The sequence below is a fragment of the Stenotrophomonas sp. GD03877 genome (assembly GCF_029840555.1).
GTDB lineage: Bacteria > Pseudomonadota > Gammaproteobacteria > Xanthomonadales > Xanthomonadaceae > Stenotrophomonas > Stenotrophomonas geniculata.
In genome coordinates this window covers 37,054-63,644 of the sequence record NZ_JAOCCT010000012.1, presented here as the reverse complement: position 1 = coordinate 63,644, position 26,591 = coordinate 37,054, and the positions used below count along the sequence as shown (strand labels likewise).

The window sequence follows — 26,591 nt, the reverse complement described above, 5'->3', positions numbered from 1 at the left end:
ATCGATGGACCACCAAGGAATCACCCGGTATGGCCACTCGCAACCGCATGCCGCCCTGGCATGAGATCTTCAAGGCTCCCAGCGGCCACGAGCTGCTGATCCGCCCCATCCGCCCGGAAGATGGCGCACCGCTGCAAGCGGCGTTCAGCCTGTTCGGACCGGAAGAAATCCGTGATCGTTTCCTGCAGGCGGTGACCGAGCTGTCGCCGGAAACCACCCAGCGCCTGACCCACCCGAATCCCAAGACCGAGATCACCCTGGTCGCTGCCGAATCCCTGCCTGCTGGCGAAGCAGTGGTCGGTGCGGTCGCCCGGGCCTCGATCATCCCCGGTACCCGTGAAGCCGAGTACGCGATCCTGATCAGCCGCTTCCTGATCGGCCAGGGCCTGGGCCGGCAGCTGATGCGCAAGCTGGTGAAGTGGGGACGCGGCAAGTACCTGGACCGCCTGTACGGCGACGTTGCCGCCGAGAACGAGCCGATGAAGCAGCTGGCCGCCTCGCTGGGCTTCAAGCCGGTGCCGCACCCGACCGGTGCCGAAGGCCTGGTGCGGATGGTGCTGGAGCTGGACAACTAACGGATACGCCGGGCCCTGCCCGGCCACGTCTCCCGGTAGTGCCGGCCGCTGGCCGGCATTGTGTTCCCCCAACGGCACATGAGGCTGTCGGCAACCGGCGAGCCCGACCCACCGGGCCTGGATCAGGCTTCTGCTAAAATCCGGGGTCCATGTCGCGTACCTCATACTCCGCCCCGCCGCTGCCGCGCGCCGGCCAGCTCCGCGCCTGGTGGCGCGCCCCCGCCTCGCCGACCGCCCTGGCCTGGTACCTGGCCCAGGCCGCGCGCGCGCACGACGCGCCGCTGCTGGTGATCGCCCGTGACAACCACGGTGCCAACCAGCTCGAAGCCGACCTGCAGACCCTGCTCGGCGGCGACCCGGCCCTGCCGGTGGTCGCCTTCCCGGACTGGGAAACCCTGCCCTACGACCGCTTCAGCCCGCATCCGGACATCATCTCGCAGCGTTTGTCCGCCCTGCATCGCCTGCCCTCGCTGAAGCGCGGCCTGGTGATCGTGCCGGTGCAGACCCTGCTGCAGCAGCTGGCCCCGCGCAGCTATGTGATCGGTGGCAGCTTCGACCTGAAGGTCGGCCAGCGCCTGGATCTGGAGGCCGAGAAGCGCCGCCTGGAAAGTGCCGGCTATCGCAACGTGCCGCAGGTGATGGACCCCGGCGACTTCGCCGTGCGCGGCGGCCTGCTCGACGTGTTCCCGATGGGTTCCGACGAGCCACTGCGGGTGGAACTGCTGGACGAGGACATCGATTCGATCCGTGCGTTCGATCCGGAAAGCCAGCGTTCGCTGGACAAGGTCGAGGCCGTGCACATGCTGCCCGGCCGCGAAGTGCCGATGGACGAGGCCAGCATCGCCCGCGTGCTGGCCGCGCTGCGCGAGCGTTTCGATGTGGATACCCGGCGCAGTTCGCTGTACCAGGATCTGAAGTCCGGGCTGGCCCCGGCCGGCGTCGAGTACTACCTGCCGCTGTTCTTCGAACGCACCGCCACCCTGTTCGACTACCTGCCCGACGGCAGCTTGCCGGTGGTCTGCGCCGGTGCGTATGAAGCGTCCGTCGCGTTCTGGGCGCAGACCGGTGAGCGCTACGAACAACGCCGCCACGACGTCGAACGGCCGCTGCTGCCGCCGTCTGCGCTGTACCTGTCGCCAGAGCTGCTGCGCGAGCGCCTGAACGATGCCCCGCGCATCGAGGTGTGGTCGGCTGACCACGCGCGCATCGCCGATGCCCATGCGCTGGGTGACCAGCCGCTGCCGCCGCTGCCGGTGGCCGCACGCGAGGCCCCCGCCGGCGACGCACTGAAATCTTTCCTCGGCCACTACCCGGGCCGGGTGCTGATCGCCGCCGATTCGCCAGGCCGTCGTGAAGCCCTGCTGGAAGTGCTGCAGGCCGCCGAGCTGAAGCCGCCGGTGGTGGCCGACCTGCCCGCGTTCCTCGCCGACGATGCGCGCTTCGCGATCGCTGTGGCGCCGCTGGAAGATGGCTTCGCACTGGACGACCCGCGCATCGCGGTGCTGACCGAGCGCCAGCTGTTCCCCGAGCGCGCCGGCAGCACCCGCCGCACGCGCCGTGCCGGCCGCGAGCCGGAAGCGATCATCCGCGACCTCGGCGAACTGACCGAGGGCGCACCGATCGTGCATGAGGACCATGGCGTCGGCCGCTACCGGGGCCTGATCGCGATGGACGTCGGCGGCATGCCCGGCGAATTCCTCGAAATCGAATATGCCAAGGGCGACCGGCTGTATGTGCCGGTCGCCCAGCTGCACCTGATCAGCCGCTACTCCGGTGCTTCGGCGGAAACCGCGCCGCTGCATTCACTTGGTGGCGAGCAGTGGAGCAAGGCCAAGCGCAAGGCCGCCGAGAAGGTGCGCGACGTCGCTGCCGAGCTGCTGGAGATCCAGGCCCGCCGCCAGGCGCGTGCGGGTTTGGCACTGCAGGTGGACCGCGCGATGTACGAACCGTTCGCGGCCGGCTTCCCGTTCGAGGAAACCCCGGACCAGTTGGCCGCGATCGATGCCACCCTGCGCGACCTGTCCAGCAGCCAGCCGATGGACCGCGTGGTCTGCGGCGACGTCGGCTTCGGCAAGACCGAGGTCGCCGTGCGCGCGGCGTTCGCCGCCGCCAGTGCCGGCAAGCAGGTAGCGGTGCTAGTGCCGACCACGCTGCTCGCCGAGCAGCACTACCGCAACTTCCGCGACCGTTTCGCCGATTACCCGCTGAAGGTCGAAGTGCTGTCGCGCTTCAAGAGCACCAAGGAGATCAAGGCCGAGCTGGAAAAGGTCGCCGCCGGCACCATCGACGTGATCGTCGGTACCCATCGCCTGCTGCAGCCGGACGTGAAGTTCAAGGACCTGGGCATGGTCATCGTCGACGAGGAACAGCGTTTTGGCGTACGCCAGAAGGAAGCGCTGAAGGCGCTGCGCGCCAACGTGCACCTGCTGACCCTGACCGCCACTCCGATTCCGCGCACGCTCAACATGGCCATGGCCGGCCTGCGCGACCTGTCGATCATCGCCACGCCGCCGCCGAACCGGCTGGCGGTGCAGACCTTCATCACCCAGTGGGACAACGCGCTGCTGCGTGAGGCCTTCCAGCGCGAGCTCGCGCGCGGTGGCCAGCTGTACTTCCTGCACAACGACGTGGAAAGCATCGGCCGCATGCAGCGCGAGCTGTCCGAGCTGGTGCCGGAGGCGCGTATCGGCATCGCCCACGGGCAGATGCCGGAGCGCGAGCTGGAAAAGGTGATGCTGGATTTCCAGAAGCAGCGCTTCAACGTGCTGCTGTCGACCACGATCATCGAATCGGGCATCGACATTCCCAACGCCAACACCATCATCATCAACCGTGCCGACCGCTTCGGCCTGGCCCAGCTGCACCAGCTGCGCGGCCGCGTCGGCCGTTCGCACCACCGTGCCTACGCCTACCTGATCACCCCTGACCGCCGCGCGATCACCCCCGACGCCGAGAAGCGCCTGGAAGCGATCGCCTCGATGGACGAACTGGGCGCCGGCTTCACCCTCGCCACCCACGATCTGGAGATCCGCGGTGCCGGTGAACTGCTCGGCGAGGACCAGAGCGGGCAGATGGCCGAGGTCGGCTTCAGCCTGTACACAGAACTGCTGGAACGCGCGGTGCGCAGCATCAAGCAGGGCAAGCTGCCCGACCTGGATGCCGGCGAGGAAGTGCGCGGTGCCGAAGTCGAGCTGCATGTGCCGGCGCTGATTCCGGAAGACTACCTGCCGGACGTGCACACCCGCCTGACCCTGTACAAGCGCATTTCCAGCGCGCGCGACAGTGATGCGCTGCGCGAACTGCAGGTGGAGATGATCGACCGCTTCGGCCTGCTGCCGGATGCGGCCAAGCACCTGTTCGCCATCGCCGAGCTGAAGCTGAAAGCCAACACGCTGGGCATCCGCAAGCTGGACCTGGGCGAGAACGGTGGCCGCATCGTGTTCGAGTCCAAGCCGAACATCGATCCGATGGCGGTGATCCAGCTGATCCAGAAACAACCGAACCTCTACGCCATGGAAGGGCCCGACAAGCTGCGCATCAAGCACCCGCTGCCGTTGCCGGAAGACCGCTTCAATGCGGCCCGTGCCCTTCTGACCACCCTCGCCCCGGGTTGATCGCCCCCCCGAACACCCCGCACCGGTCCCCACCCGGTGCGGGCGGATGACCATGTTCCCTGACGCCGTACCCGCCCCCGACCTGCTGCACGCGCAGGCCTGCCTGATCGATGCCCTCTCGATGTCGCTGCAGATGCGCGACGCCTACACCCGCCACCACTGCGACCGCGTTGGCCTGCTCGCGCAGCGCCTGGCCACGCACTGCGATCTCGACGACGATGCCTGTGCGCAGATCGGCCTGGCCGCGCGCTTCCACGACGTCGGCAAGATCGGCATTCCCGACGATGTGCTCCTGGCACCGCGCCGGCATACCGATGAGGAGCGCGCGATCATGCGCGAGCATCCGGTACGCGGCGAACACATCTTCCTGGCCACCGGCCGCAGCGACGCCATGCCTGTGGCGCGGCTGATCCGCGCCCATCACGAGGCCTTCGATGGCAGCGGCTACCCCGACGGCCTGCGTGGCGAGAGCATTCCGCTGGGCTCACGTATCGTCACCGTTGTCGATGCCTACGATGCAATGACCAGCGTGCGCCCGTATCGCGATGCGATGGAGCATGAAACCGCATTGCGGATCATCGAAGCGCAGTCCGGCGGGCTGGTGGATCCCTACGTGCTGCAGCGCTTCCATCGCATGCTGGCGCGGGAACCCGAGCTGGCCTGAGATCTTCCCGACGGTGAAACGACCCGCCGGTAGAGTCGACTGTTAGTCGACTGCTCTTCGTCCAGATCGAGAAAATCCCACGCTGCGCGCGATAGTCGACTAACAGTCGACTCTACCGGCGCGCTCCTCGCGACCGGCCAGAAAGACAAAAGGCCCGGCATTCGCCGGGCCTTTCGCATCATGCATCACGGATGATCGATTACCAGATCACCACGCGCTTGTCGTCGGCACGCACCATCGCATCACCGGCCTTGCACTGGAATGCAGCGGCATAGGACGGCATGTTCGACGGCGCACCGTTGGCACGGAAGTTGGCCGGCGCATGCGGGTCGGTGTTCAGGCGGACGCGCAGCTCACCATCGGTGAAGTTGCGGCGCCACACGGTGGCCCAGTTCATGAAGAAGCGCTGGTCCTGGCTGTGGCCATCAACCTCGACATTCGCCTTCGGATCTTCCTTCAGCGCCATCTGCAGCGCGTCGTAGGCCACGGTCAGGCCGCCCAGGTCGCCGATGTTTTCGCCCAGGGTCAGCTTGCCCTTCACGAACACGCCCGGCACCGATTCATAGCCGTCGAACTGCGCGACCAGCTGGTCGGTACGCTCGGTGAAGGCCTTGCGGTCGGCGTCGGTCCACCAGTTGTCGAAATTGCCGTTGGCGGCGAACTGGCTGCCCGAGTCATCGTAGCCGTGCATCATTTCGTGGCCGATGACCGCACCGATGCCGCCGTAGTTCAGCGCCGGATCGGCCTTGGCGTCGAAGAACGGTGCCTGCAGGATCGCCGCCGGGAACACGATCTCGTTCTTGGTGGCGTTGTAGTACGCGTTGACGGTCTGCGGGGTCATGCCCCACTCGGTCTTGTCCACCGGCTTGCCGATCTTGTCCAGCATGTAGCGGTAGTTGAACGCACGCGCCGCCTGCATGTTGCCCAGGTAGCTGTCCCCGTTGGTCTGCAGGCCTGCCCAGTCACGCCACTTGTCCGGGTAGCCGATCTTCGGGGTGAAGCTGGCCCACTTCTCCAGTGCCTTCTTCTTGGTTTCTTCGCCCATCCACGGCAGCTGCTCCAGGCGCGCCTTCAGTGCCTGCGACAGGTTTTCCACCAGATGCTGCATGGCGACCTTCGACTCGGCCGGGAACACGGCGTCGACGTACAGCTGGCCCAGCGCTTCACCCATGCCGCCGTTGACCGACTCCAGCACGCGCTTCCAGCGCGGCTGCATTTCCTTCTGGCCACGCAGGGTGGTGCCGTAGAAATCGAAGTTGGCCTTCTCGAACTGGCTGCTCAGGTACGGCGAGGCATCGTCGATGGTGTGGAAGCGCAGGTAGGCCTGCCAGGTGCTGGCCGGCACATCGGCGAGCATCTTGTCCATTTCACCGAAGAAGGCCGGCTGCGCCAGCGAGAACTTCTGTGCGGCCGGCACCTTCAGGGTGTCGAACAGCGCGGTCCAGCTGAAGTTCGGGGTCAGCTTGTCGGCATCTGCGGCGCTGAGCGGGTTGTAGCGCTTGGCCGGGTCACGCATTTCGATGCGCGACATCGAGGCCTTGGCCAGGCGGGTTTCGAAGGCCATCACGGCCTTGGCCTGCTCGGCGGCCTGCGCCGCGTCCACACCGGACAGGGTCAGCACCTGTGCGATGTAGGCCACGTAGGCGTCGCGGATCTTGGCCTGCGCGTCGTCGAAGTAGTAGCCCTTCTCCGGCAGGCCCAGGCCGCCCTGGCCGACGTAGGCGATGACGTTGGCCGAATCCTTGTAGTCGGCATTGGCGAACAGCGAGAACAGCACGCCCTTGCCCTCGGCCTGGCTGTCGCGCAGGTACTGGGTGATGGCAGCGGTGTCGTTCAGTGCAGTGATCTTGTCCAGCTGCGGCTGCAGCGGCGCCAGGCCGGCGGCTTCGATCTTGGCTTCGTCGTTGCCGGTCTTCCAGATGTCACCGATCTTGGCTTCCACCGAACCGGCCTTGGCCTGGCTGGCGGCGGCCTGCTGGACCAGCGCGTGCTGCACTTCCAGCGAGCGCTCACGCAGGATCTCGAAGCTGCCCCAGGTGGTCTGGTCGCCCGGCACCGGGTTGGCCTTCAGCCACTTGCTGTTGACGAAGCCATTGAGGTCGGTACAGGCCGAGATCGACGGGTCCAGATCGGCGCTGTTGAGCGAGATCAGCGGCGTCTTGATCTGCGACTGGTCGAAGGCCGGCTTGGCGTCGGCACTGGCCGCCGGTGCGGCTTCATTCTTGCCACAGGCCGCCAGCGAGGCAGCAATGGCGATGGTCAGGCCCAGCGGGACCAGGTTGCGGACGTTCATGTGGCTCTCCTGCGGGTAATTTCACAGGGTAGCCGGGTACGCCCACGACAGGGACCGGCCAAAGGTCACAGGGGCGAGCTTCCTGTAGAGTCGAGCCATGCTCGACTGCGGTTGGCCTCCCGCAGGGGTCATGAACCCGCAACGGAGAGCAGTCGAGCATGGCTCGACTCTACAAAAAGCGAAGGCCGGCTTGCGCCGGCCTTCTGCTTCTTTATTTCGCCTTGCCTTGGTTGGCCACGGCCTCAGCAGCCTTGCGTGCCGCTTCCGGGTCGCCCAGATAGCGGAACGACTGCACGGTCAGATCGTCGTTCAGTTCGAACAGCAGCGGAATGCCGGTCGGGATGTTCAGCTCGAGGATTTCCTCGCGCGAGACATTGTTGAGGTACTTGTACAGCGCACGCAGCGAGTTGCCGTGGGCGGTGACCAGCACGGTCTTGCCGTCCTTCAGCTGCGGCGCGATGGCGTCATGCCAGTACGGCAGCACGCGGTCCAGGGTCGTGGCCAGCGATTCGGTGCCCGGCAGCGCGTTGCGGTCCAGGCCGGCGTAGCGGCGGTCGTGGATAGGGTGGCCCGGATCTTCCAGGTCCATGGCCGGCGGCGGGATGTCGTACGAACGACGCCACACCTTGACCTGGTCTTCGCCGTGCTTGGCAGCGGTCTCTGCCTTGTCCAGGCCCTGCAGGCCGCCGTAGTGGCGCTCGTTGAGCCGCCAGGACTTGTTCACCGGCAGCCAGTCCTGCTCCAGCTCGGCCAGTGCACCCTGCAGGGTGTGGATGGCGCGCTTGAGCACGGAAGTGTGGGCGACGTCGAACTGCAGGCCTTCCTCGCGCATCAGGCGACCGGCGGCAGCCGCTTCCCGGCGCCCCTGCTCGGTCAGGTCGACATCGACCCAGCCGGTGAAGCGGTTGTCCAGGTTCCACTGGCTCTGGCCATGGCGCAACAGTACGAGTTTACGGGTCACTGCAGGGTCTCCAACGCGAGGAAAGGCAGGCCGCCATTGTAGCCCCGGGCGCCACTCACCGGGCCGTGGCGCCGCGCATGCGATGCTGCGGCCAATGAATACGGTGATCGACCCCGGACGCTGGGAAGGCAGCGTCGCCACTGCCCGCGCGCAGCAGATCCAGCTTGCCGGCCGCGTGGAGCGCCAGGACCGCTTGCCCCGCGACATGCGCTGGCTGGCCGGGCTGGATGTCGGCTTTGAAGACAACGGCGCCATCACCCGCGCCGCGGCGGTGCTGCTGGATGCGAAGACGCTGCAGCCCGTGGCGCAGGAGATCGCGCGGATTCCTACGGTGATGCCCTACATCCCCGGCCTGCTCAGTTTCCGCGAGCTGCCGGCGCTGCTGGCGGCACTGGCGCTGCTGCCGCAGGCGCCGGATCTGGTGTTCGTCGATGGCCACGGCATCAGCCATCCGCGCCGGCTGGGCGTGGCCGCGCATCTGGGCGTGGTCACCGACCTGCCGAGCATCGGCGTGGCCAAGTCGAAGCTGGTGGGCCAGTTCGTCGAGCCGGGCGCCGAGGCCGGTGCACATACGCCGCTGTTGGATGGCGATGAACAACTGGGCTGGGTGCTGCGCAGCAAGGTGCGCTGCAAGCCGCTGTTCGTGGCCGGCGGCCATCGGGTCAGTGCCGATACCGCGCTGGCCTGGGTGCAGCGCACCCTGCGCGGTTACCGGCTGCCGGAGCCGACCCGGCTGGCGGATCGGCTGGCCTCGCGACGGGACGAATAGCTGCGGCGGGCATCGCCCGGCACGCGCGTCACCTTCGATCAGCGATGCACGTGACCGCGATGGCCCTGCGCGTCCTCGCCGTGGTCATGGCCCTCATGGCCCTCGTGCTCGCCGCCCTTGGCCGGCACCGGCTCACCACAGGCTTCGCCGCAGTGGTCCGCTTCGATCTGCAGTGTCACGTGCTCGATGCCGAAGTCATCGTGCAGGCGCCCGCCCAGTTCACGGCGCAGCGCATCGGCATCGGTGCCGTCGCGCATCACGATGTGCGCGGTGAGCGCTGGGGTGCTGGAAGCAAGCGCCCACACGTGCAGGTCATGCACATCCAGTACCGCAGCGTGGCCGGACAGGCTGTCACGTACCCTGGCCACGTCCATGCCCTTGGGCACGCCTTCCAGCAGCACGTTGATCGCCTCACGCATCAACACATAGGTGCGCGGCAGCACCCACAGGCCGATCAGCACCGCCAGGATGGGATCGATCGGCTTCCAGCCGGTCCACTTGATCAACAGCGCACCAGCAATCACCGCCACCGAGCCAAGCATGTCCGCCCACACTTCCAGGTAGGCGCCCTTCACGTTGAGGCTCTCGCCGCTGCCGGCCTGCAGCAGGCGCATCGAGATCAGGTTGATGACCAGGCCCGCCGCGGCGATCACCAGCATGCCCGACGAGGCAATCTCCTGCGGCTCGCGGAAACGCCCAATGGCCTCCCACAGGATGTACCCGGCGACCACGAACAGCATCGCACCGTTGATCATCGCGCCCAGCGCTTCCAGGCGCGCATAGCCGTAGGTGCGGCGCGCGTCGGGCGGGCGACGGCTCAGCCGTACCGCCACCAGCGCGATCATCAGCGCCAGCGCATCGGTGGCCATGTGCGCCGCGTCGGACAGCAGCGCCAGGCTGTTGGTCCAGAACGCGCCCACCACCTCGACGACGAGGAAGGTGGAGGTCAGGCCGAGCGCCCACCACAAGGGTTTCTCGTGGCGGATCTCGGATGGCAGGTGATCGTGGTCGTGGCCCATGGCAACAGCTCCTTTGCGATGCGGTGCAGGCTACGCCGTGCTGGCGGGGGAGACTATTACGATGTTTATAACATTGCAGGCGTACCGGTCCGGAGCCGCCAGGCATGCCTGGCGAGCCCCGTGGAACGACGCCGGCCTGGGGTCAGAACCCGAAGCGCAGGCTGGCCCAGTACGCGCGACCCGGCTCGTTGTAGGTCGCCGCACCGGCATCGCTGCTGTTGGCCTCGCGGAACAGGCGCTTGTCGGCCAGGTTGTTGACGCCAAAGCCGAAGCTGACCGTCTCGGTCACCTTGTAGCGCGCGCTCACGCCCCAGATGTTGTACGCACCGCGATCCTGCAGTGCGATCGACGGGTCGCAGGTGCCGGTGCAGCGCGGGTCGTTGTTGATGTTGGTGGTGGCCGGTTCCTGCTTGCCGTAGAACGTGCCGGTCAGCAGCAGCGACAGCTTGTCGGTGGCCTGCCAGTCCAGCATGGTGTTGATGGTGTACTTCGGGATCACCGACAGCGGCTGGCGCGTGGTCTTGTTCTCGTTCTCGACCATGTAGGTGAAGTTGTTGCTCCACTTCAGGCGGCTGCCCTGCTCGCCCAGCAGCGGGATCACCAGGTTGCCTTCAAGCCCCTGCACGATCGCCTTGGGTGCGTTCTCCCAGCGGAAGATGCGACCCTTGGTGTCGGCGGTCAGCCCGATCTGGGTGTAGCCGGCCTGGATCTTGTCCTTGTAGTCGTTGTGGAAGTAGGTCAACGACGCCTGCCAGCCGCTCTGCGGTGCCCACTCGATGCCCAGTTCCTTGTTCAGGCTGGTTTCCGCCTTCAGGTCCGCGTTGCCGCGCATGTAGCAGCCGGCGCCCAGGCTCGGCAGTGCATTCGGGCAGCCATTGCCACGGGTGTAATACAGATAGTCCGGATTCGACTGGTACAGGTTCGGTGCCTTGAATGCACGGGCGATACCCCCCTTCACCACCCAGTCGCTGTTGATGCGGAACTGCGCATTGAGGCTGGGGCTGGTGTTGTTGCCGAACTGGCTGTGGTGATCGAAGCGCAGGCCCGGGGTGACGATCCAGCGCTCACCCAGGTAGATGTTGTCTTCGACGAATACGGCGGTGGTCTGCGCATCGGACTTGCCGCGCGCGCGATCGGCCGACAGCCCCGGAATGCCGCCGCCGCTGCTGCTGGACTGGCTCATCGAGTACGGGTCGGTCAGGCGGCTGTCCAGGTATTCAAAGCCCAGCGTCCAGATGTTCTCGGCGCCGCCCAGCGTGGTCGGGAAGCTCACTTCGCCGTCCAGCTGGTAGTTGCGCAGGCGCGAGGTCGACCAGTCGGTGCCGTTGAAGCTGCCCTCCGGGCCACCGGCCAGGCCTTCGTTGATGCGCGAGTTGTTCACCGCCTCCACTGCCGCCGTTACCCGCGAGGTCACATCACCCCAGCGGCCGCGATGGGTGATCGCGCCGGTGTTGCGGTACATGCGGTTGGTCTCGGCCTGCTGCTCGGCCAAGGCCCCCAGATCGATCGGTGTCGAGGTGCCGGTGGTGCTGACCGCGCGGTCACCTGCATAGATGTTGCCCTGGCGGCTGGTGCCGGCTTCGAACTCGACCACCTGGTTGGCGGTCACGTCCCAGCGCAGCAGCGCGTTGACATCACGATTCTTGACGCCCTCGCGACCGGCCGGTGGCACCGCGTTCGGATTGGTGGCGTACTGGCGGTTGAGGTCCAGCGAATCGGCGTCGGTCTTGTTGAGGTTGCCATACAGGCGGAACGACAGGGTGTCGGTCATCGGCCCGCTCAGCTGCAGGCCGACGCGCTCGCTGCCGCCCTCGGCGCTGTGCTCGGGCACCAGGCCATACAGGTCGACCGCACCGGTCAGGTCGCCGGTCGGGCGCTTGGTGATGATGTTGACCACGCCGCCCGAAGCACCCGAGCCATAGCGTGCCGCTGCCGGTCCGCGCAGCACTTCGATGCGCTCGATCATTTCTGCCGGCACCCAGTTGGTGTCACCGCGGGTATTGCGCTCGCCGCTACGCCCCATGCGCACCGCATCGCGTGCGCCGATGCGCTTGCCGTCGACCAGGATCAGGGTGTTTTCCGGGCCCATGCCGCGCAGATCGATCTGGCGGTTGTTGCCGTACTGGCCCGAGGCACTGTTGCCGGTCAGGTTGACGCCGGGCATGGTGCGCAGCAGTTCGGCGATGTCGTTGGCCGGCGGGCGCCGGGCGATGTCCTCGGCGGTGATGGTCGAGGTACCCAGTGCCTGGCGCGCGATCTGCGAGGCGGTGACGTGCACCGTGTCGATATCGGTGGCGTCGGTTTCGGCCTGGGCGGTCAGGGCGCTGCCCGCCAGCAGGGCGGCAACGGCAAGCGCCAGCGGGCGCGGCGAAAGGACAACGGCAGGAGACATGATCAGGACCTTCTGGCAGGGCTACGGGGCCTCTGGCAAAGGGCTTGAGGCAACGACGAGGGGGGAGGCGGAACGGGCTGCAGGCACCTGCAGCCCGTTCCGTGCGCGCATTCTCCCACCAATGCGAGTGATTCTCAAATGCGTTCACTCATTGGCGCAGCGGCGCCGATGTGGTTTGCGCACCGTGCAACCCTGCACCGCGCGTAAACTGGCCGGCTAACCCGCCATCAACCGTACGCCGCCGCGGCCGATACCCGTGGTTTGCCGTACGCAGTCAGAGATCGACGTGGAACCACCCCAATTGGACGATGCCAGCCAGCCGCTGGCCGAGGCCTGGCAGCATTGCCTGCTGCAGGCCGGCCCTGCCGCCACCGCGCTGCTCAGGGCCGCTGCCACCGATGCCCCACCCGCGCTGGCCCAGCGCTTTTACGAAGTGCTGCTGCAGGACGGGCGTGCACGCCGCTTCCTGTCCCACGACCAGGTCAAGCAGCGCCTGCAGCCGGCCATGCAGCGCTGGCTGGTGCAACTGCTGACCACCGACGCCTCCGGCATCGCCACCACCGTCGCCTCGCAGCGGGTGATCGGCGACGTACACGCGCGGGTCGGCATCCCGGTCGACCTGGTCACCCGCGGTGCGCGCGTGCTCAAGCACGAGCTGTTCGTGCGCCTGCGCGACGACGCGCCCGACAGCGCGACCGCGTTCGCCGCCATCGACTGCCTCAGCGCGATCATGGACATCGCCATGGAAGGCATGACCCTGGCCTACACCCATGCGCGCGAGCGCTCCACCCGTGCCGACGCCGCCTACCGGCTGTTCTCGCTGGTACAGAACGTCGGTACGGAACGCGAGCGTCAACGCGCACTGCTGCTGGACTGGGAGAACGCCCTGCTGTACGCACTCGCCGGTCATGTGCAGGCCAGCGACAACGCCAGCCTGGCCACCTCGGAGTTCGGCCTGTGGTTCACCCACAAGGGCATCCCCAGCTTCGGCGAAAGCAGCGAAACGCAGCAGGTGGGCCAGTTGATGGCCCGCATTGACGGCCACCTGAAGCGCGCGAGCGGCGATGCACCGGCGCAGCGACTGGCGGTGCTGCCGGCCATCCGCGAGGATCTGGCTGCCATCCGCACCCTGATGACACTGCTGTTCGAGCGCATCGGCGAACTGGATGCCGGCAGCGATGCGCTGACGAATCTGCTCAACCGTCGCTTCCTGCCTACAGTGCTGCGCCGGGAAATCGAGCTGGCCACGCGCAACCGCACACCGTTCTCGCTGCTGCTGCTCGACCTGGATCATTTCAAGGCAATCAACGACGGCCATGGCCACGATGCCGGCGACCGCGCGTTGCAGCACGTGGCCGGCCTGCTCGGCCAGCTCACGCGTGGCAGCGACTACCTGTTCCGCTATGGCGGCGAAGAGTTCGTGGTAGTGCTGGTGGCCGCCAGCGAATCGCAGGCGACCGTGATCGCCGAGAGCCTGCGCCGGCAGATCGCACAGTCGCCGGTAGCGCTGGCCAATGGCCAGGTGCTGGAACTGACCGCCAGCATCGGCGTGGCCGGTCACGATGGTCATCCGGATTACGAGCGGCTGATGGCACGTGCCGACGCCGCGATGTACGAAGCCAAGCGCAGCGGCCGCAACCGCGTGGTGGTGGCCAGCGAGGCATTGCAGGAAGCCCCCGGGCGGCGTGCGTTGCAGCGATAACGCCGCGCGGCAGGCACCAGAGTCGACTGCCAGTCGACTATCGCGCGGAGCGCTGGCTTCTCGCGCTCCGCGGCAAGAGCAGTCGACCAACGGTCGACGCTACCGACAGCCGACGCCACCGACACCAACGTCAGCCGCTGCTTTCACCGCCACCACCCACCATGCTGCCCACCACAGCAGCGCCAGCAACGCGATGCCTGCCCCCAGCAGGCACACTGCGGGCCAGCCATGCCGCACCTGCATCCAGGGCCCCGCCGCCGCTCCTGCACCACTGCCCACCGCATAGAACAGCATGTACAAAGCCACCAGGCGCCCATGCTGTTCTGCCGGTGCACGCAGCAGCAATGCCTGGTTCGAAACATGCAGTGCCTGGCCGCCGAGGTCGAGCACGACCACACCCAGCAGCAGCAAGGACAGCGATTGCGGCAGGCCCAGCAGCGGCCACCACGCGACCAGCATCAGCAGCAGCGCGCCGAGGCTGACCCGATGTGCGAAACCGCAGTCCATCCAGTGCCCGACCCGCGCCGCCATCAACGCACCGACCACGCCGGCCAGGCCGAGCGCGCCGATGGCTGCGGTCGACCAGTGCAGCGGCGGTGCCGACAGCGGCAAGGGTGCCGCCGCCCAGAACACGTTGAGGCCGGCAAACAGCAGCACCGCCAGCGGCCCGCGCTCGCGCAGCGTCCGATTCCGGCGCAGCATGCCCAGCATCGAGCCCAGCAGCTCGCGCCAGCGTGGAGGGACCAACGGCACCGGTACTGCGGGCAAGCGCCGCCACAGCAGCGCCGCCAATGCCGCCATCACCACCGCGGACAGCAGGTAGACCCTCTGCCAGCCAAAGGCCGCCGCCACCGTACCCGACACCACGCGCGCCAGCAGCAGGCCGATGAACACTCCGCCCTGCACCACGCCAACCATGCGACCGCGCTGCTCGGGCGGTGCCAGCGTGGCGGTGTAGGCGATCAGGCCCTGGGTCAGCGCCGTGCCCAGCAATCCGGCCAGCAGCATGCCCGACAACAGCCAGCTCGCCGTGCGCGACGCCGCCAGCCACAACAGGGCCAGCACCAGTGCGATCAGCTGCAGCCGCAGCAGGCGTCGCCGGTCACCGCGGTCCGCCAGCGGCAGCAGGCCAAGCAACGCCAGCACGCTGCCGGCCTGGGTGGCCGCCAGCACCGCGCCGGCCACGGCCCGGTCCAGTGCAAAGGCGCGTGCAAGCTGATCCAGCAGCGGCTGAGCGTAGTAGACATTGGCAACGCTGGCGCCGGCGGCAACCGCAAGCAGGACCAGCAGCGGACGGGGAAGAGATGCGGCACTCATCTTGTAGTTGCAATTTGAAACCGGGTGCAGGCTATCGCCATTGGTTTTAAACTGCAACCACATTCGGAGATACCCAGCATGCGCACCGACAGCCCCTGTCCTGTAGCCCGCAGTGCCGACCTGCTCGGTGACCGCTGGGCGTTGCTGGTGATCCGCGACGCGTTCGACGGCATCACCCGCTTCGGTGATTTCCAGCGCAGCCTCGGCGCGGCGCGCAACATCCTCAGCGACCGCCTGCGCCGGCTGGTCGAGGCCGGCATCCTGCAGCTGCGGCCGGCCTCCGATGGATCGGCCTACCAGGAGTACGTGCTCACCGCCGCCGGCCAGGAACTGTTCCCGCTGCTGGTCGCGCTGCGCCAGTGGGGAGAGCGCCATCGCTTCGGTACGGGCGAAGCCCATTCACAGCTGATCGAATTGGCGACGCGGCGGCCGCTGCCCTACATGCAGCCACGTGGGCGCGACGGCCAGCCGCTCCAGCCCGCCGCCGCCCGCGTGCGCAAGCTCAAGGACGACGGGCGCGACGCCTGACCCGCCCATTCGCGCACACCGACGAACGCCCGCGCCGGTTAGCATCGGTTTTTTCCGCCGCTGGATGCCCCCGATGTCGCGCGATCGCCCTTCCCTGCTGACCGCCCTGCTGTTACCCCTGCTGGCCTGCGTCACAGCAACCACGCAGGCCCGCGAGGTTGCCGCGCCCGCCGACCACGTGCAGGCCGATGGCCCCTATGTGTTCCGCCAGAGCAACCAGCTGCAGGCCAGATGGATCTGCGACGACAAGGTCGAGTCGCAAACGCTTGCCACGCAGGCCTCAGGCACCGACATCGCCCCGCGTTGCGGCTACGAACACAGCGTGCACGTGGCTGCACCCAATGCACCTTCGATCTCCGTGTTGCCGGCCGTGCCGCGCATCGTTGCGCTGTCCGACATCCACGGCCAGTACGGGCTGCTGGTGCGCCTGCTGCGCGCCAATAAGGTGATCGACGCACAGGACAGCTGGGCGCTGGGCAAGGACACCCTGGTCATCGCCGGCGATGTGTTCGACCGTGGCCCGCAGGTGACCGAGGCGTTCTGGCTGCTGTATGGCCTGCAGCAGCAGGCGGCCGCCGCCGGTGGCGCGGTGCACTTCGTGCTCGGCAACCACGAGACCATGGTGCTGTACGACGACCTGCGCTACGTCAATCCGAAGTACCTGCGCAGTGCCCAGCTGCTGGGGCGCAGCTACCCGCAGTTGTATGGCGCCGACTCGGTGATCGGGCAGTGGCTGCGCACCCGTCCGGTGCTGCTGAAGATCGGCGACACCCTGTTCCTGCACGGCGGCATTTCGCCCGAGGCAGTACAACTGGCGCTGGACCCGGCGCGCACCAACGCGGCCTACCAGGCCACGCTCGGCCTGGCCAAGGCCGAAGTGAAGGCCGATCCGGCCACCGCACCGCTGTATGACGGCAAGACCAGCCCGATCTGGTACCGCGGCTACTTCGATGGGCGACTGGACACCGCAGGGGTGCAGGCCGTACTCGACCGCCTGCAGCTCACGCGCATCGTGGTCGGCCATACCTCGATGCCGCACGTCAGCAGCTTCCATGGCGACCGCGTGATTGCCATCGACAGCAGCATCAAGAACGGCGAGAACGGCGAACTGCTGTTCATCGAGGATGGCAGGCTCAGCCGTGGCCTGCTGGATGGCTCGCGGGTGCCGCTGGCGCTGGGTGAGCCGGGCCTGCAGGACTGAATGGAGGGACAGCGCGACGGCACCGGGCGGTGGCGGCCCGCTCCACCTTCACCCGGTTTGCGGCTACCCTCGGCAGCCGAGAGAGGCCCACCCCGCCCATCCGATGGGCCAGACCGTTACAGGAGCCCCCGCGCATGCGCGTTCTGATTGCTGAAGACGACCCGGACATCGCCTCCGGCCTGTGCGCCTCGCTGCGCCGCCAGGGCCATGTGGTCGACCACGTCGACAACGGCGCGCACGCCGACGCCGCGCTGGGCTCGACCCAGTACGCGCTGCTGGTGCTGGACCTGGGCCTGCCACAGCTGGATGGCCGCGACGTGCTGCAACGCCTGCGCCAGCGCGGCGATGGCCTGGCGGTGCTGGTAGTGACCGCCCGCGATGGCCTGGCCGAGCGCGTGCGCGTGCTCGACCTTGGCGCCGATGACTACCTGGTCAAGCCGTTCGCACTGGACGAATTCGAAGCGCGCGTGCGTGCGCAGCTGCGCCGGGTCACCAGCAATGGCAACCCGGACCTGCGCATCGGCCGCCTGCGCATCGACCTGGCCGGGCATCGGGTGTGGATCGACGACCAGTCGCTGGAACTGACCGCGCGCGAGTTCGGCCTGCTGTCGGCACTGGCGGTACGCGCCGAGCGCATCGTGTCGCGCGCGCAACTGGTGGAAGCGCTGTGCGACTGGGGCCAGGACCTCACCGACAACGGCCTGGACATCGCCCTGCACCGCCTGCGCCGGAAGTTGCAGCCCGGCGGCATGGGCATCCGCACCGTGCGCGGGCTGGGCTATATGCTGGAAGACGCGCAGGACGACGGCACCCCGTGATCAGTGGACCGCCCAGCCTGCGCCGGCGCCTGCTCGCCTTCCTGGCGTTGCCGATGCTGGGCCTGCTCACCTTCAACACGATCCTGGCCTATTACGTTGCGCTGGACTATTCCAACCGCATCCACGACCGCAACCTGATCGACGACACGCATTCGTTCGCGCAGATGCTGAGCACCATGCCGGTGACCAGCGACCTGTCTCCGCAGGCGCGCTTCCTGATCGAGTACGACCCCGACGGCCATCGCTATTTCAACGTCGACAGCAGCCGCATGGGTACGCTCAGCGGCAATGCAGACTTCAGCCCGTATGCCCCTTCGCAGGACTGCACCGGCGTGCATCCGGCGCTGTACGACGGCAACCTCAATGGCCAGCAGGTGCGCATGGCCACCGTCTGCACGCAGGCGATGAACGATCCGCAGGACCAGCTGGCGGTGACCGTGGCCGAGAGCATGGCCGACCGCCGGCAGCGTGCGCGCGAGATCCTGATGATCATCATCCCGCTGATGACCATGCTGGCGCTGGGTACCGCGGCGCTGGTCTGGTTCGGCGTGACGTACGGCCTGCGCATCCTGACCCCGCTGAGGACCCGCCTGGCGCAGCGCCGCGGCGAACTGGCGCCGATCTCCGATGCCGACGTACCGGAAGAGATCCAGCCGCTGATCAGCACCATCGACGATCTGTTCGCGCGCCAGGCGGAAATGATCACCCTGCAGAACCGCTTCATCGCTGATGCCGCGCACCAGCTGCGCTCCCCATTGGCGGGCATGGCACTGCACGTGGACCAGGCGCTGGCGCACGGCGACCCGGACACGGTGCGCGAGGCACTGCAGCACATCCGCCGGCTCAACCAGCGCACGGCACGGGTCAGCACCCAGCTGCTGGCGCTGAGCCGGGCACAGACCGTGCCGGAAACGGTCGAGGCATTGGATCTGGGCGTTCTGGTACCGCAGTGGGTCGGCATGCGGGTACCGGAAGCAATCCGTGATGGCATCGATCTGGGCTACCGCGGCAGCCCCCATCCGCTGCGTGTACTCGGCAACGGCGCCATGCTGCAGGAGGCGCTGGACAACCTGATCGACAACGCCCTTCGTTATGCCGGCCGCAATGCGACGGTCACGGTGGGCGTGCATGCGCTGGACGACAATGATGTCGAACTGTATGTGGAAGACAACGGTCCCGGCGTGCCCGACGACGTGATGCCACGGCTGGGCGAGCGCTTCTTCCGGGCGCCGGGCACCGCTGCCAGCGGCACCGGCCTCGGCCTGGCCATCGCGCATGAGGCGGTGGAGCACTTCGGCGGCCGCCTGAGCTTCCTGAACCGCCCCGGTGGCGGATTGAAGGTCGCCATCACGCTGCCGCTGCTGAAGGCGCCCTGACCCGGCCCGGGGCGCTGAAAGGCTGGCGAAAATCGCGCTTGCGATCCTGCCATCCCCACTGCCGTCCCGGAGCCGCCAGGTGACCGAATCGCACGACTTCTTCCTCCCCGGTGGCCCACAGGGCGTGCTGCTGGTCCATGGCCTGACCGGCACCCCGGCGGAAATGCGCATGCTGGGCAAAGGGCTGAACAACGCCGGTTTCACCGTGCACGGCGTGCAGCTGCCCGGCCACTGCGGCACCGTGGATGACCTGCTGGCGACCACCTGGGAACAGTGGTACCAGGGCGTGGAAGATGCGGCGGCAACCCTGCGCGGCAAGGTCGACCAGCTGTACGTCGGTGGCCTGTCGATGGGCGCGGTGCTGTCGCTGGCCCTGGCTGCCCGGCGCCCGGAATGGGTGTCCGGGGTCGGCGTGTACGGCGCCACGTTCCGTTACGACGGCTGGAACATTCCCGCCGTAGCCCGCTTCTCGTTCCTGCTGCCGTGGTTCAAGCGCTTCAACATCGGCCGCGACCGCATGTTCATGGAAGAACCGCCGTACGGCCTGCGTGACGAGCGCCTGCGTGCGCAGGTGAGCGCCGCCATGCTGTCCGGCGACAGCGCCGCCGCCGGCCTACCGGGCAACCCCTGGCATGCGCTGGCCGAGATGCGTGCGTTGAGCAACTGGACCCGACGCCATCTGCACCAGGTCACCGCACCGTGCCTGGTGATGCACGCCCGCGAAGACGACGTGGCCAGCATGGGCAACGCCGAGCTGGTGATGTCGCGGGTCAGCGGTCCGAAGGAACTGGTGGTGCTGGAAGACAGCTACCACATGATCACCATCGACCGCGAACGCCGCGACGTGATCCGCCGCAGCGCGCGCTTCTTCACCGAGATCGGTGAACGCACAGGCGTGCTCAAGGCGGTGGCCTGAAATGGGGGCACTTGCCACGCTGCTGTGGCTGGCCAATGTGGTACTCGATACCGGTGGCCAGCTCGCCTTCAAGGCCGCCGCCAGCGATCCGCAGGAAGGCGAAGGACTGCAACGCTGGAAACACATGCTCAGCCGCCCCTGGCTGTGGATCGGCATCGCCTGCTACGTGCTTGAGTTTGTCGCCTGGATCGCGTTCCTGTCGCTGGTGCCGTTGTCCAAGGGCGTGCTGCTCGGCTCGATCAACATCGTCGCGCTGATGATCGCCGGCCGTTTCCTGTTCCGCGAGAAACTCACGCCGCTGCGGGTGACCGGCATGTTGCTGGTCACGGCGGGCGTGGCGGTGGTGGGGGCCGGCTCATGAGGCGCCTGTATGTCATCGGCTTCCCGCTGCTGATGGCCTTCGACACGCTGGCCCAGCTGTGCTTCAAGTACGCCGGCGATGCCGCGCTGCCGGTCGAGGCCAACACTGCGTGGCTGCTGCGCGTGCTGTCGCAGCCGTGGGTGTACGGCGCCATCCTCGGCTACGTGGGTGCGTTCTTCACCTGGATGAGCCTGCTGCGGCATGCGCCGATCGGCCCCGCATTCGCCGCCTCGCACCTGGAAGTGATCAGCGTGCTGCTGCTGTCGGCGTGGCTGTTGAACGAGCCGCTGACGCTGCACCATCTGCTCGGTGCGGTGTTGATCGTGGCCGGCATCGTCTGCCTCGGCCGCGCGGAAGCCGACGACCCGCACAGCCCCGCCGAAAGCGCCGCGTGAGCACCCTGCGATGAGCCTGTTCGCGCGCGAACTGCCACCGACGGCTGGCCTGCCGATGCAGGCCAGCGATTTCCTGCCCGGTGGTGGCGACCTGCGCGCGATCCTGGCCAGCCAGCTCGGCACACCGCCGCTGCAGTTGACCTGTTCCGGCACACACGCGCTGCTGATCGCGCTGCGTACGCTGCGCAAGCGTGCGCCCAAGCGCGACACCGTGATCCTGCCGGCCTATACCTGCCCGCTGGTGCCGATCGCGGTGCACAGCCTGGGCCTGCGCGTGCAGCTGTGCGATACCCGCCACGGCCATTTCGACTTCGACCCCGGCCAGCTCAAGCGCCTGGCCGACGCACGCACGCTGGCAATCCTGCCCACCCACCTGGGCGGGCGCATCGCCGATGTCGAGCTGGCCTGCGAAGTTGCGCGCGGCGCTGGCGCCTGGGTGATCGAGGATGCCGCGCAGGCGCTCGGTGCACGGGTCGGCAGCAGCAGTGTCGGCCTGTGTGGCGATATCGGATTCTTCAGCCTGGCCGCCGGCAAGGGCCTGAGCCTGCACGAAGGCGGCCTGCTGGTCAGCCGCGATGACGAGCTGCGTGCCGCGCTGGCCGGACATGCCGCTGAACAGGTGCGTTCCAGCCTGCGCTGGGAACTGCTGCGCAGTGTGCAGCTGCTTGGCCTGGCCGCTTGCTATCGGCCATCGCTGCTGTCGTTGGTGTACGGCAATCCGCTGCGCAGTGCGTTGCAGCGTGGCGACCTGGAAGAAGCGGTCGGTGACATTTTCCCGCTGCAGATTCCGCAGCACCGGGTCAGCCAGTGGCGGCAGAACATCGGTGCCCGTGCCGCGCGGCGCCTGCCGGCCTTCCTGCAGGCAGGGCGCCTGCGTGCATTGCAGCTGCGCGTGCAGCTGGCACAGCTGCCAGCCGTTGAGGTGGTCGACGGCCTTGCCGGTAGCGGTGGCACCTGGCCGATGCTGATGCTGCTGCTGCCCAGCCAGCGCGCCCGCGATGCCGTAATGAAAGACCTGTGGCCACGCGGGCTCGGCGCCAGCCGCATGTTCATCCATGCCCTGCCCGACTACGCGTACCTGCGCGGCATCGTGCCGCAGGACGACATGCCCAACGCACGCGACTTCGCCGCACGCATGCTGACCCTTGGCAACAGTGCCTGGCAGACCCGTGAAGAGACGGCCGAAATACTGCAGGTGCTGGCCCGCGCGTGACTTCAAGACGCACGGATGGACTGCACCTCACGCATTCATCCATGCACCTTCCTGAACGCTTTCCCAGCCCGTCAATGAAGCCTTTCAACAGGAAAGGAACGAGAAAGGCGGCCTGCCTACATTGATTCTGCCCCGGCATCGGGCCGGGCGTTTCTTTCATCGACGGACCTGCCCATGCACTGGAGCATCCTGTGTGACTTCGATGGCACCATCAGCCTCGAAGATGTCATCGACTCGCTGCTGGAAAAGTACGGCCAGCCGGGCTGGCAGGAACTGGAAGACCAATGGAAGGCTGGAAAGATCGGCTCGCGTGAATGCATGCAGGGCCAGGTGCGGCTGCTGAAGCTGGACCCAGCCACGCTCGATGCGCACCTGGACCAGGTGCAGATCGATCCGGGCTTCGTCGCCTTCGTCGCCCGCGGCGAGCAGCTGGGCGTGCCGCTGCGCATCGTCAGCGACGGCCTGGATTATGCGATCCACCGCATCCTCGCCAACCATGGCCTGTCGCGACTGCCGGTGGTGGCCAACCACCTGCGCTGGTGCGGGGACCACTGGGAACTGGAATCGCCCTACCAGGCCGAAGGCTGCCGCAGTGGCACCTGCAAATGCACCTGCGCCGCGCAGGCGCGCGCCAACGAAGCACCGCGCGTGCTGATGATCGGTGACGGCAGCTCGGATTTCTGCGTATCCGAAGATGCCGACTTCGTGTTCGCCAAGCGCCGCCTGATCACCCATTGCGCCAATGCCGGCATCGGGCATGCCGCCATCGCTACCTTCCACGATGCAATCGCGCTGTTGCCGCGTCTGCTCGATGGCAGCCTGCTGCAGCCACGCCGCATCGACGCCAGCCCGCAGCCCACCGCACTGCCCCTGCTGCTGGCCACCGCCTGAGCACGCCCCCGCCACCTCTTTCGAACGTCCTTCACGGAACCGAACTGCATGAACATTTTTGACAAGAACGCCGACGCCGCTGCCTCCGACGCGCAGCTGCTGGCCGACGAAGCCCGCTACAGCTCCTTCGGCGACACCGTCCACTACGTCGACCCGCCGAAGATCTTCCAGCGCGGCGAAGGCAGCTACATGTTCGACGGTGCGGGCGTGCCCTACCTCGACCTGCAGATGTGGTACTCGGCCTGCAACTTCGGCTACAGCAACAAGCGCCTGAACGACGCGCTGAAGGACCAGATCGACACCCTGCCGCAGGTCGCCAGCCAGTACCTGCACCCGACCCGCGTGCAGCTGGCCAAGACCATTGCCGTGGACATGCACGAGAAGTTCGGCCTCGACGGCCGCGTGCACTTCAACGTCGGCGGCGCGCAGGCCATTGAAGACTCGCTGAAGATCGTGCGCAACGCGCGCGGCGGCAAGAGCCTGATGTTCGCCTTCGAAGGCGGCTACCACGGCCGCACCCTGGGTGCGTCTTCGATCACCTCCAGCTACCGCTACCGCCGCCGCTACGGCCACTTCGGCGAGCGTGCGATGTTCATCCCGTTCCCGTACCCCTTCCGTCGCCCGAAGGGCATGACCCCGGACGAGTATTCCGACCACTGCGTGTGGCAGTTCGAGCGCCTGTTCGAAAGCGAGTACAACGGCGTGTGGGATCCCAAGGTCGGCCAGGCCGAGTACGCCGCGTTCTACGTTGAGCCGATCCAGGGCACCGGCGGCTACGTCATTCCGCCGCGCAACTTCTTCACCGGCCTCAAGCGCGTGCTGGACAAGTACGGCATCCTGATGGTCGTCGATGAAATCCAGATGGGCTTCTGGCGCACCGGCAAGCTGTGGTCGATCGAGCACTTCGGTGTCACCCCGGACGTGCTGGTGTTCGGCAAGGCGCTGACCAACGGCCTGAACCCGCTGTCGGGCCTGTGGGCTCGCGAAGAGCTGATCAACCCGACCGTGTTCCCGCCGGGCTCCACCCATTCCACCTTCAACTCCAACCCGCTGGGCACCCGCCTGGGCCTGGAAGTGCTGAAGCTGGGCAAGGAAATGGACTACGAGCGCACCGTGCCGGAGAAGGGCGCGTACTTCCTCGACGGCCTGCGTGGCCTGCAGAAGCGCCATCCGGAAATCGGCGACGTCGACGGCCTGGGCCTGGCCCTGCGCGCGGAAATCTGCCAGACCGACGGCTACACCCCGAACAAGGAACTGCTGGACCGCATGGTCGACATCGGCCTGGCCGGTGACCTGCTGCACGACGGCAAGCGCATGGGCCTCGTGCTCGACGTGGGTGGCTGGTACAAGAACGTGATCACCTTTGCGCCGTCTCTGGACATCAGCTACGAAGAAATCGACCTGGCGATCACCCTGCTCGACCAGGCGCTGACCAAGGCCAAGGGCTGAGGTCGATGCGCTGCCGGTTCCCGTGCCGATGGAGATGACGTCACGCGCATCCAGCACCGCGCTGGAACCGGCCGCGCTGCTGGAGGGCTTCCTGGCCCACCCGCCGCTCGGATTCGAGGCAGGCCGCCTTCCCAGCGGCCTGCCGTCCTTCCGTGCACCGCTGGACCTGACCACGACGATGGACGACGAACTGCGCGGCAGGCTGCTCGGCCTCCCGCTGTCGCGCCTGTGGCGGCCGTGGATCACCTGGCAGACCCGCTTCGTTGGCGCCACCAGCACCGAGTACACCCCGCTGCCGGCACACGTCGCGCCGGAGGCGCTGGCCGAGGACGTGACGCGTCACGCGATCGGCGATACCCGGCTGCTGGTGGTCAAGGACCTGGCGATCGATTCACCACTGCTGGACGATGCGGCCAACGCGCACAGTGCTGCCTTCCTGCAGGCATTGCTGGCGCGCGGCTTCGTTGAACTTGAAGGCATGCCGCTGGCCTGGGTGGCGATCGATTTCGATTCGCTCGACGGCTATCTCGGCCGCCTGTCGTCCTCGCGCCGCAAGAACATCCGGCGCAAGCTGCGCTCGCGTGATGACCTGCAGATCGACTGTATCGCCACCGGTGATCCGGCCCTGGCCGACCCACGGCTGCAGGCCGAACTGCATGCGCTGTACCTGGGTGTGTATGCGCAGAGCGCGGTGCACTTCGACCGGCTCGGCCTGCCCTACTTCCAGCATCTGCTGGCCGACAGCCAGGGCCAGGGACGGATGTTCCTGTACCGCCACCAGGGCCAGCTGATCGGCTGGAACCTGTGCTACGTGCATGCCGGCAAGCTGGTGGACAAGTACATCGGCCTGGCTTACCCGCAGTCGCGCGAGCACAACCTGTACGCGGTCAGCTGGATGCACAACCTCGAGTACGCCCTGCAGCACGGTCTGAGCCACTACGTGGCCGGCTGGACCGACTCGCGGATCAAGGCCGAGCTGGGGGCCCGCTTCACCTCCACCCGGCACGCGATCCATGCCCGTTCCCCGCTGCTGCGTGCCGCCCTGCGCCGGCTGGCCCCGTACCTGCAGGGCGAACCTGATGGAGGTGGCTGAGCGATGCTGGTGCGTTCCCCGCTGATCCTGGACCTGGACGGTGGCGTATTGCCGCTGCAACAGGCGCAGACCCTGGCCCTGCCGCAGTGGCACGATCCACTGCGCTTCGCCTGCAGCAATGCCACCCTGGACCGTTTCGCCGCCGAAGTGCTGGCACCGCTGCCCGCGCAGCTCGGCACGGTCATGCTCGGCAGTGGTGACTTCCACCATCTCAGTCTGCCGCTGCTGCGCCGCATGCGCGCGCAGGCGTCGTTCCAGCTGGTGGTGCTGGACAACCATCCGGACAACATGCGTTTCCCGTTCGGCATGCACTGCGGGTCGTGGGTCAACGCCGCCAGCAAGCTGCCGCATATCTCGCACATCCATGTACTCGGCATCACCTCCAGCGACATCGGCCTCGGCCATGCCTGGGAGAACCACTGGCGTCCGCTGATGGGCGGGCGCCTGACGTACTGGTGCATGGACGTGGATGTCGACTGGGGCCATCGCCTCGGCATGGGCCACGCCTTCCGCCGCTTCGAGCACCCCGAAGCCCTGGTGGCCGCGTTCGCTGCCGAACAGGCCAAGTCGCCACAACCCACCTACCTGTCGATCGACAAGGACGTGTTCGCCGAGGACGTCGCCCGCAGCAACTGGGACCAGGGCCGCTTCCAGCTGGAGGACGCGCTGGTGGTGATCGAGGCACTGCGCGCCGGCGGCCTGGTCGGCAGTGACATCACCGGCGAAGTCTCGCTGGCCAACTACCAGAGCCGCTTCAAGCGCTGGCTGTCGTCGCTGGATGGCCAGCCGGACGTCAGCGCCGATGATCTTCCTGCCTGGCAGGCCCGGCACCAGCAGGTGAACCGCGAACTGCTGGCGGCAATGGCTGCCGTACCGACGGCCTGCTGACCGCTGTCCGGCAATGCCAACCAAGGTTGGCAACTACCAGAGCCGGGTAGAGCCGAGCCCACGCTCGGCTGGCGCCTTCTGTAGAGTCGAGCCATGCTCGACTGCGGGGACCGCGAACAGCAGCCGAGCATGGCTCGGCTCTACACTGGGTTCCCC

The 26,591-nt window shown here is 67.4% G+C and carries 22 protein-coding genes; 17 read left to right on the top strand and 5 right to left on the bottom strand.

The annotated features are described in order from the left end of the window. Positions 1-29: 29 nt before the first annotated feature. The 3 genes from N5D20_RS11185 to N5D20_RS11175 all read left to right on the top strand — a co-directional run bounded on the left by N5D20_RS11185 (position 30) and on the right by N5D20_RS11175 (position 4,853). Complete coding sequence (locus N5D20_RS11185; RefSeq protein ID WP_004150340.1) at positions 30-575, top strand: GNAT family N-acetyltransferase; 546 nt, start codon at positions 30-32, stop codon at positions 573-575. Between the two features lie 149 nt (positions 576-724). Next, a complete protein-coding gene (gene mfd / locus N5D20_RS11180; RefSeq protein ID WP_279914424.1) occupies positions 725-4,189 on the top strand; it encodes a transcription-repair coupling factor in 3,465 nt (1,154 codons plus the stop codon). Between the two features lie 46 nt (positions 4,190-4,235). Then, positions 4,236-4,853 carry an HD domain-containing phosphohydrolase gene (locus N5D20_RS11175; protein ID WP_159359930.1) on the top strand — a complete coding sequence of 206 codons (618 nt, stop codon included), beginning with the start codon at positions 4,236-4,238 and terminating at the stop codon, positions 4,851-4,853. A gap of 199 nt (positions 4,854-5,052) precedes the next feature. On the opposite strand, the gene N5D20_RS11170 is transcribed toward N5D20_RS11175, so the two are convergent. Then, a complete protein-coding gene (locus tag N5D20_RS11170) occupies positions 5,053-7,146 on the bottom strand; it encodes a M13-type metalloendopeptidase (RefSeq protein WP_191850958.1) in 2,094 nt (697 codons plus the stop codon). 211 nt (positions 7,147-7,357) lie between these two features. Next, positions 7,358-8,107 carry a 2,3-diphosphoglycerate-dependent phosphoglycerate mutase gene (gene gpmA, locus N5D20_RS11165; protein ID WP_019337589.1) on the bottom strand — a complete coding sequence of 250 codons (750 nt, stop codon included), beginning with the start codon at positions 8,105-8,107 and terminating at the stop codon, positions 7,358-7,360. A gap of 94 nt (positions 8,108-8,201) precedes the next feature. Between gpmA and nfi the strand changes: the two genes are divergently transcribed. Beyond that, a complete protein-coding gene (nfi, locus tag N5D20_RS11160) occupies positions 8,202-8,876 on the top strand; it encodes a deoxyribonuclease V (protein WP_279914425.1) in 675 nt (224 codons plus the stop codon). Positions 8,877-8,914: 38 nt separating this feature from the next. Here nfi and N5D20_RS11155 read toward each other — a convergent pair whose 3' ends face one another. Both N5D20_RS11155 and N5D20_RS11150 read right to left on the bottom strand, forming a co-directional pair. Beyond that, positions 8,915-9,895 (bottom strand): cation diffusion facilitator family transporter, encoded by a 981-nt coding sequence (locus N5D20_RS11155; protein WP_010483164.1) that lies wholly within the window; start codon positions 9,893-9,895, stop codon positions 8,915-8,917. 142 nt (positions 9,896-10,037) lie between these two features. Continuing rightward, on the bottom strand, positions 10,038-12,287 hold the full coding sequence (locus tag N5D20_RS11150) for a TonB-dependent siderophore receptor (RefSeq protein WP_241873799.1): 2,250 nt from the start codon (positions 12,285-12,287) through the stop codon (positions 10,038-10,040). A 286-nt stretch (positions 12,288-12,573) separates the two neighbouring features. Here N5D20_RS11150 and N5D20_RS11145 point away from each other — a divergent pair, with 286 nt between their 5' ends. Further along, positions 12,574-13,989 carry a GGDEF domain-containing protein gene (locus tag N5D20_RS11145; protein WP_279914426.1) on the top strand — a complete coding sequence of 472 codons (1,416 nt, stop codon included), beginning with the start codon at positions 12,574-12,576 and terminating at the stop codon, positions 13,987-13,989. A 99-nt stretch (positions 13,990-14,088) separates the two neighbouring features. Here the strand turns inward: N5D20_RS11145 and N5D20_RS11140 are convergent, their stop codons facing one another. Then, positions 14,089-15,306 carry an MFS transporter gene (locus N5D20_RS11140; protein ID WP_197653769.1) on the bottom strand — a complete coding sequence of 406 codons (1,218 nt, stop codon included), beginning with the start codon at positions 15,304-15,306 and terminating at the stop codon, positions 14,089-14,091. A gap of 78 nt (positions 15,307-15,384) precedes the next feature. Between N5D20_RS11140 and N5D20_RS11135 the strand changes: the two genes are divergently transcribed. The 12 genes from N5D20_RS11135 (at position 15,385) to N5D20_RS11080 (ending at position 26,435) form a co-directional block, all read left to right on the top strand. Continuing rightward, on the top strand, positions 15,385-15,834 hold the full coding sequence (locus N5D20_RS11135; protein WP_197578370.1) for a helix-turn-helix domain-containing protein: 450 nt from the start codon (positions 15,385-15,387) through the stop codon (positions 15,832-15,834). 73 nt (positions 15,835-15,907) lie between these two features. Then, positions 15,908-17,035: a metallophosphoesterase gene (locus N5D20_RS11130; RefSeq protein WP_279914427.1), complete on the top strand. Its 1,128-nt coding sequence runs from the start codon at positions 15,908-15,910 to the stop codon at positions 17,033-17,035. Between the two features lie 134 nt (positions 17,036-17,169). After that, positions 17,170-17,853, top strand: a complete 684-nt coding sequence (locus tag N5D20_RS11125) for a response regulator (protein ID WP_019337583.1) — start codon at positions 17,170-17,172, stop codon at positions 17,851-17,853. Beyond that, positions 17,850-19,229, top strand: a complete 1,380-nt coding sequence (locus N5D20_RS11120) for a sensor histidine kinase (RefSeq protein ID WP_010483178.1) — start codon at positions 17,850-17,852, stop codon at positions 19,227-19,229. The genes N5D20_RS11125 and N5D20_RS11120 overlap by 4 nt, the downstream gene beginning before the upstream one ends. A gap of 79 nt (positions 19,230-19,308) precedes the next feature. Next, on the top strand, positions 19,309-20,145 hold the full coding sequence (locus tag N5D20_RS11115) for an alpha/beta fold hydrolase (RefSeq protein WP_049455640.1): 837 nt from the start codon (positions 19,309-19,311) through the stop codon (positions 20,143-20,145). 1 nt (position 20,146) lies between these two features. Beyond that, a complete protein-coding gene (locus N5D20_RS11110; protein WP_012479558.1) occupies positions 20,147-20,506 on the top strand; it encodes an EamA family transporter in 360 nt (119 codons plus the stop codon). Beyond that, complete coding sequence (locus N5D20_RS11105) at positions 20,503-20,901, top strand: DMT family transporter (protein WP_019337581.1); 399 nt, start codon at positions 20,503-20,505, stop codon at positions 20,899-20,901. Before N5D20_RS11110 ends, N5D20_RS11105 begins: the two co-directional genes overlap by 4 nt. Positions 20,902-20,911: 10 nt before the next feature. Continuing rightward, entirely contained in the window at positions 20,912-22,114 is a 1,203-nt protein-coding gene (locus N5D20_RS11100) for a DegT/DnrJ/EryC1/StrS family aminotransferase (protein WP_279914428.1), read from the top strand. Between the two features lie 174 nt (positions 22,115-22,288). After that, complete coding sequence (locus N5D20_RS11095; protein WP_279914429.1) at positions 22,289-23,005, top strand: MtnX-like HAD-IB family phosphatase; 717 nt, start codon at positions 22,289-22,291, stop codon at positions 23,003-23,005. Positions 23,006-23,053: 48 nt separating this feature from the next. Beyond that, positions 23,054-24,454: an aminotransferase class III-fold pyridoxal phosphate-dependent enzyme gene (locus N5D20_RS11090; protein ID WP_006425764.1), complete on the top strand. Its 1,401-nt coding sequence runs from the start codon at positions 23,054-23,056 to the stop codon at positions 24,452-24,454. 28 nt (positions 24,455-24,482) lie between these two features. After that, a complete protein-coding gene (locus tag N5D20_RS11085) occupies positions 24,483-25,547 on the top strand; it encodes a GNAT family N-acetyltransferase (protein ID WP_279914430.1) in 1,065 nt (354 codons plus the stop codon). 3 nt (positions 25,548-25,550) lie between these two features. Further along, positions 25,551-26,435, top strand: coding sequence for an arginase family protein (locus N5D20_RS11080; protein ID WP_109814367.1), 885 nt, complete (start codon positions 25,551-25,553; stop codon positions 26,433-26,435). Positions 26,436-26,591 lie beyond the last annotated feature (156 nt).

Excerpts from the sequence above, each read along its gene's own strand:
- N5D20_RS11185 (WP_004150340.1), top strand. The coding sequence starts at position 30 with ATGGCCACTCGCAACCGCATGCCGCCCTGGCATGAGATCTTCAAGGCT.
- mfd (WP_279914424.1), top strand. The coding sequence starts at position 725 with ATGTCGCGTACCTCATACTCCGCCCCGCCGCTGCCGCGCGCCGGCCAG.
- N5D20_RS11175 (WP_159359930.1), top strand. The coding sequence starts at position 4,236 with ATGACCATGTTCCCTGACGCCGTACCCGCCCCCGACCTGCTGCACGCG.
- N5D20_RS11170 (WP_191850958.1), bottom strand. The coding sequence starts at position 7,146 with ATGAACGTCCGCAACCTGGTCCCGCTGGGCCTGACCATCGCCATTGCT.
- nfi (WP_279914425.1), top strand. The coding sequence starts at position 8,202 with ATGAATACGGTGATCGACCCCGGACGCTGGGAAGGCAGCGTCGCCACT.
- N5D20_RS11155 (WP_010483164.1), bottom strand. The coding sequence starts at position 9,895 with ATGGGCCACGACCACGATCACCTGCCATCCGAGATCCGCCACGAGAAA.
- N5D20_RS11150 (WP_241873799.1), bottom strand. The coding sequence starts at position 12,287 with ATGTCTCCTGCCGTTGTCCTTTCGCCGCGCCCGCTGGCGCTTGCCGTT.
- N5D20_RS11140 (WP_197653769.1), bottom strand. The coding sequence starts at position 15,306 with ATGAGTGCCGCATCTCTTCCCCGTCCGCTGCTGGTCCTGCTTGCGGTT.
- N5D20_RS11135 (WP_197578370.1), top strand. The coding sequence starts at position 15,385 with ATGCGCACCGACAGCCCCTGTCCTGTAGCCCGCAGTGCCGACCTGCTC.
- N5D20_RS11130 (WP_279914427.1), top strand. The coding sequence starts at position 15,908 with ATGTCGCGCGATCGCCCTTCCCTGCTGACCGCCCTGCTGTTACCCCTG.
- N5D20_RS11125 (WP_019337583.1), top strand. The coding sequence starts at position 17,170 with ATGCGCGTTCTGATTGCTGAAGACGACCCGGACATCGCCTCCGGCCTG.
- N5D20_RS11110 (WP_012479558.1), top strand. The coding sequence starts at position 20,147 with ATGGGGGCACTTGCCACGCTGCTGTGGCTGGCCAATGTGGTACTCGAT.
- N5D20_RS11105 (WP_019337581.1), top strand. The coding sequence starts at position 20,503 with ATGAGGCGCCTGTATGTCATCGGCTTCCCGCTGCTGATGGCCTTCGAC.
- N5D20_RS11100 (WP_279914428.1), top strand. The coding sequence starts at position 20,912 with ATGAGCCTGTTCGCGCGCGAACTGCCACCGACGGCTGGCCTGCCGATG.
- N5D20_RS11095 (WP_279914429.1), top strand. The coding sequence starts at position 22,289 with ATGCACTGGAGCATCCTGTGTGACTTCGATGGCACCATCAGCCTCGAA.
- N5D20_RS11090 (WP_006425764.1), top strand. The coding sequence starts at position 23,054 with ATGAACATTTTTGACAAGAACGCCGACGCCGCTGCCTCCGACGCGCAG.
- N5D20_RS11085 (WP_279914430.1), top strand. The coding sequence starts at position 24,483 with ATGGAGATGACGTCACGCGCATCCAGCACCGCGCTGGAACCGGCCGCG.
- N5D20_RS11080 (WP_109814367.1), top strand. The coding sequence starts at position 25,551 with ATGCTGGTGCGTTCCCCGCTGATCCTGGACCTGGACGGTGGCGTATTG.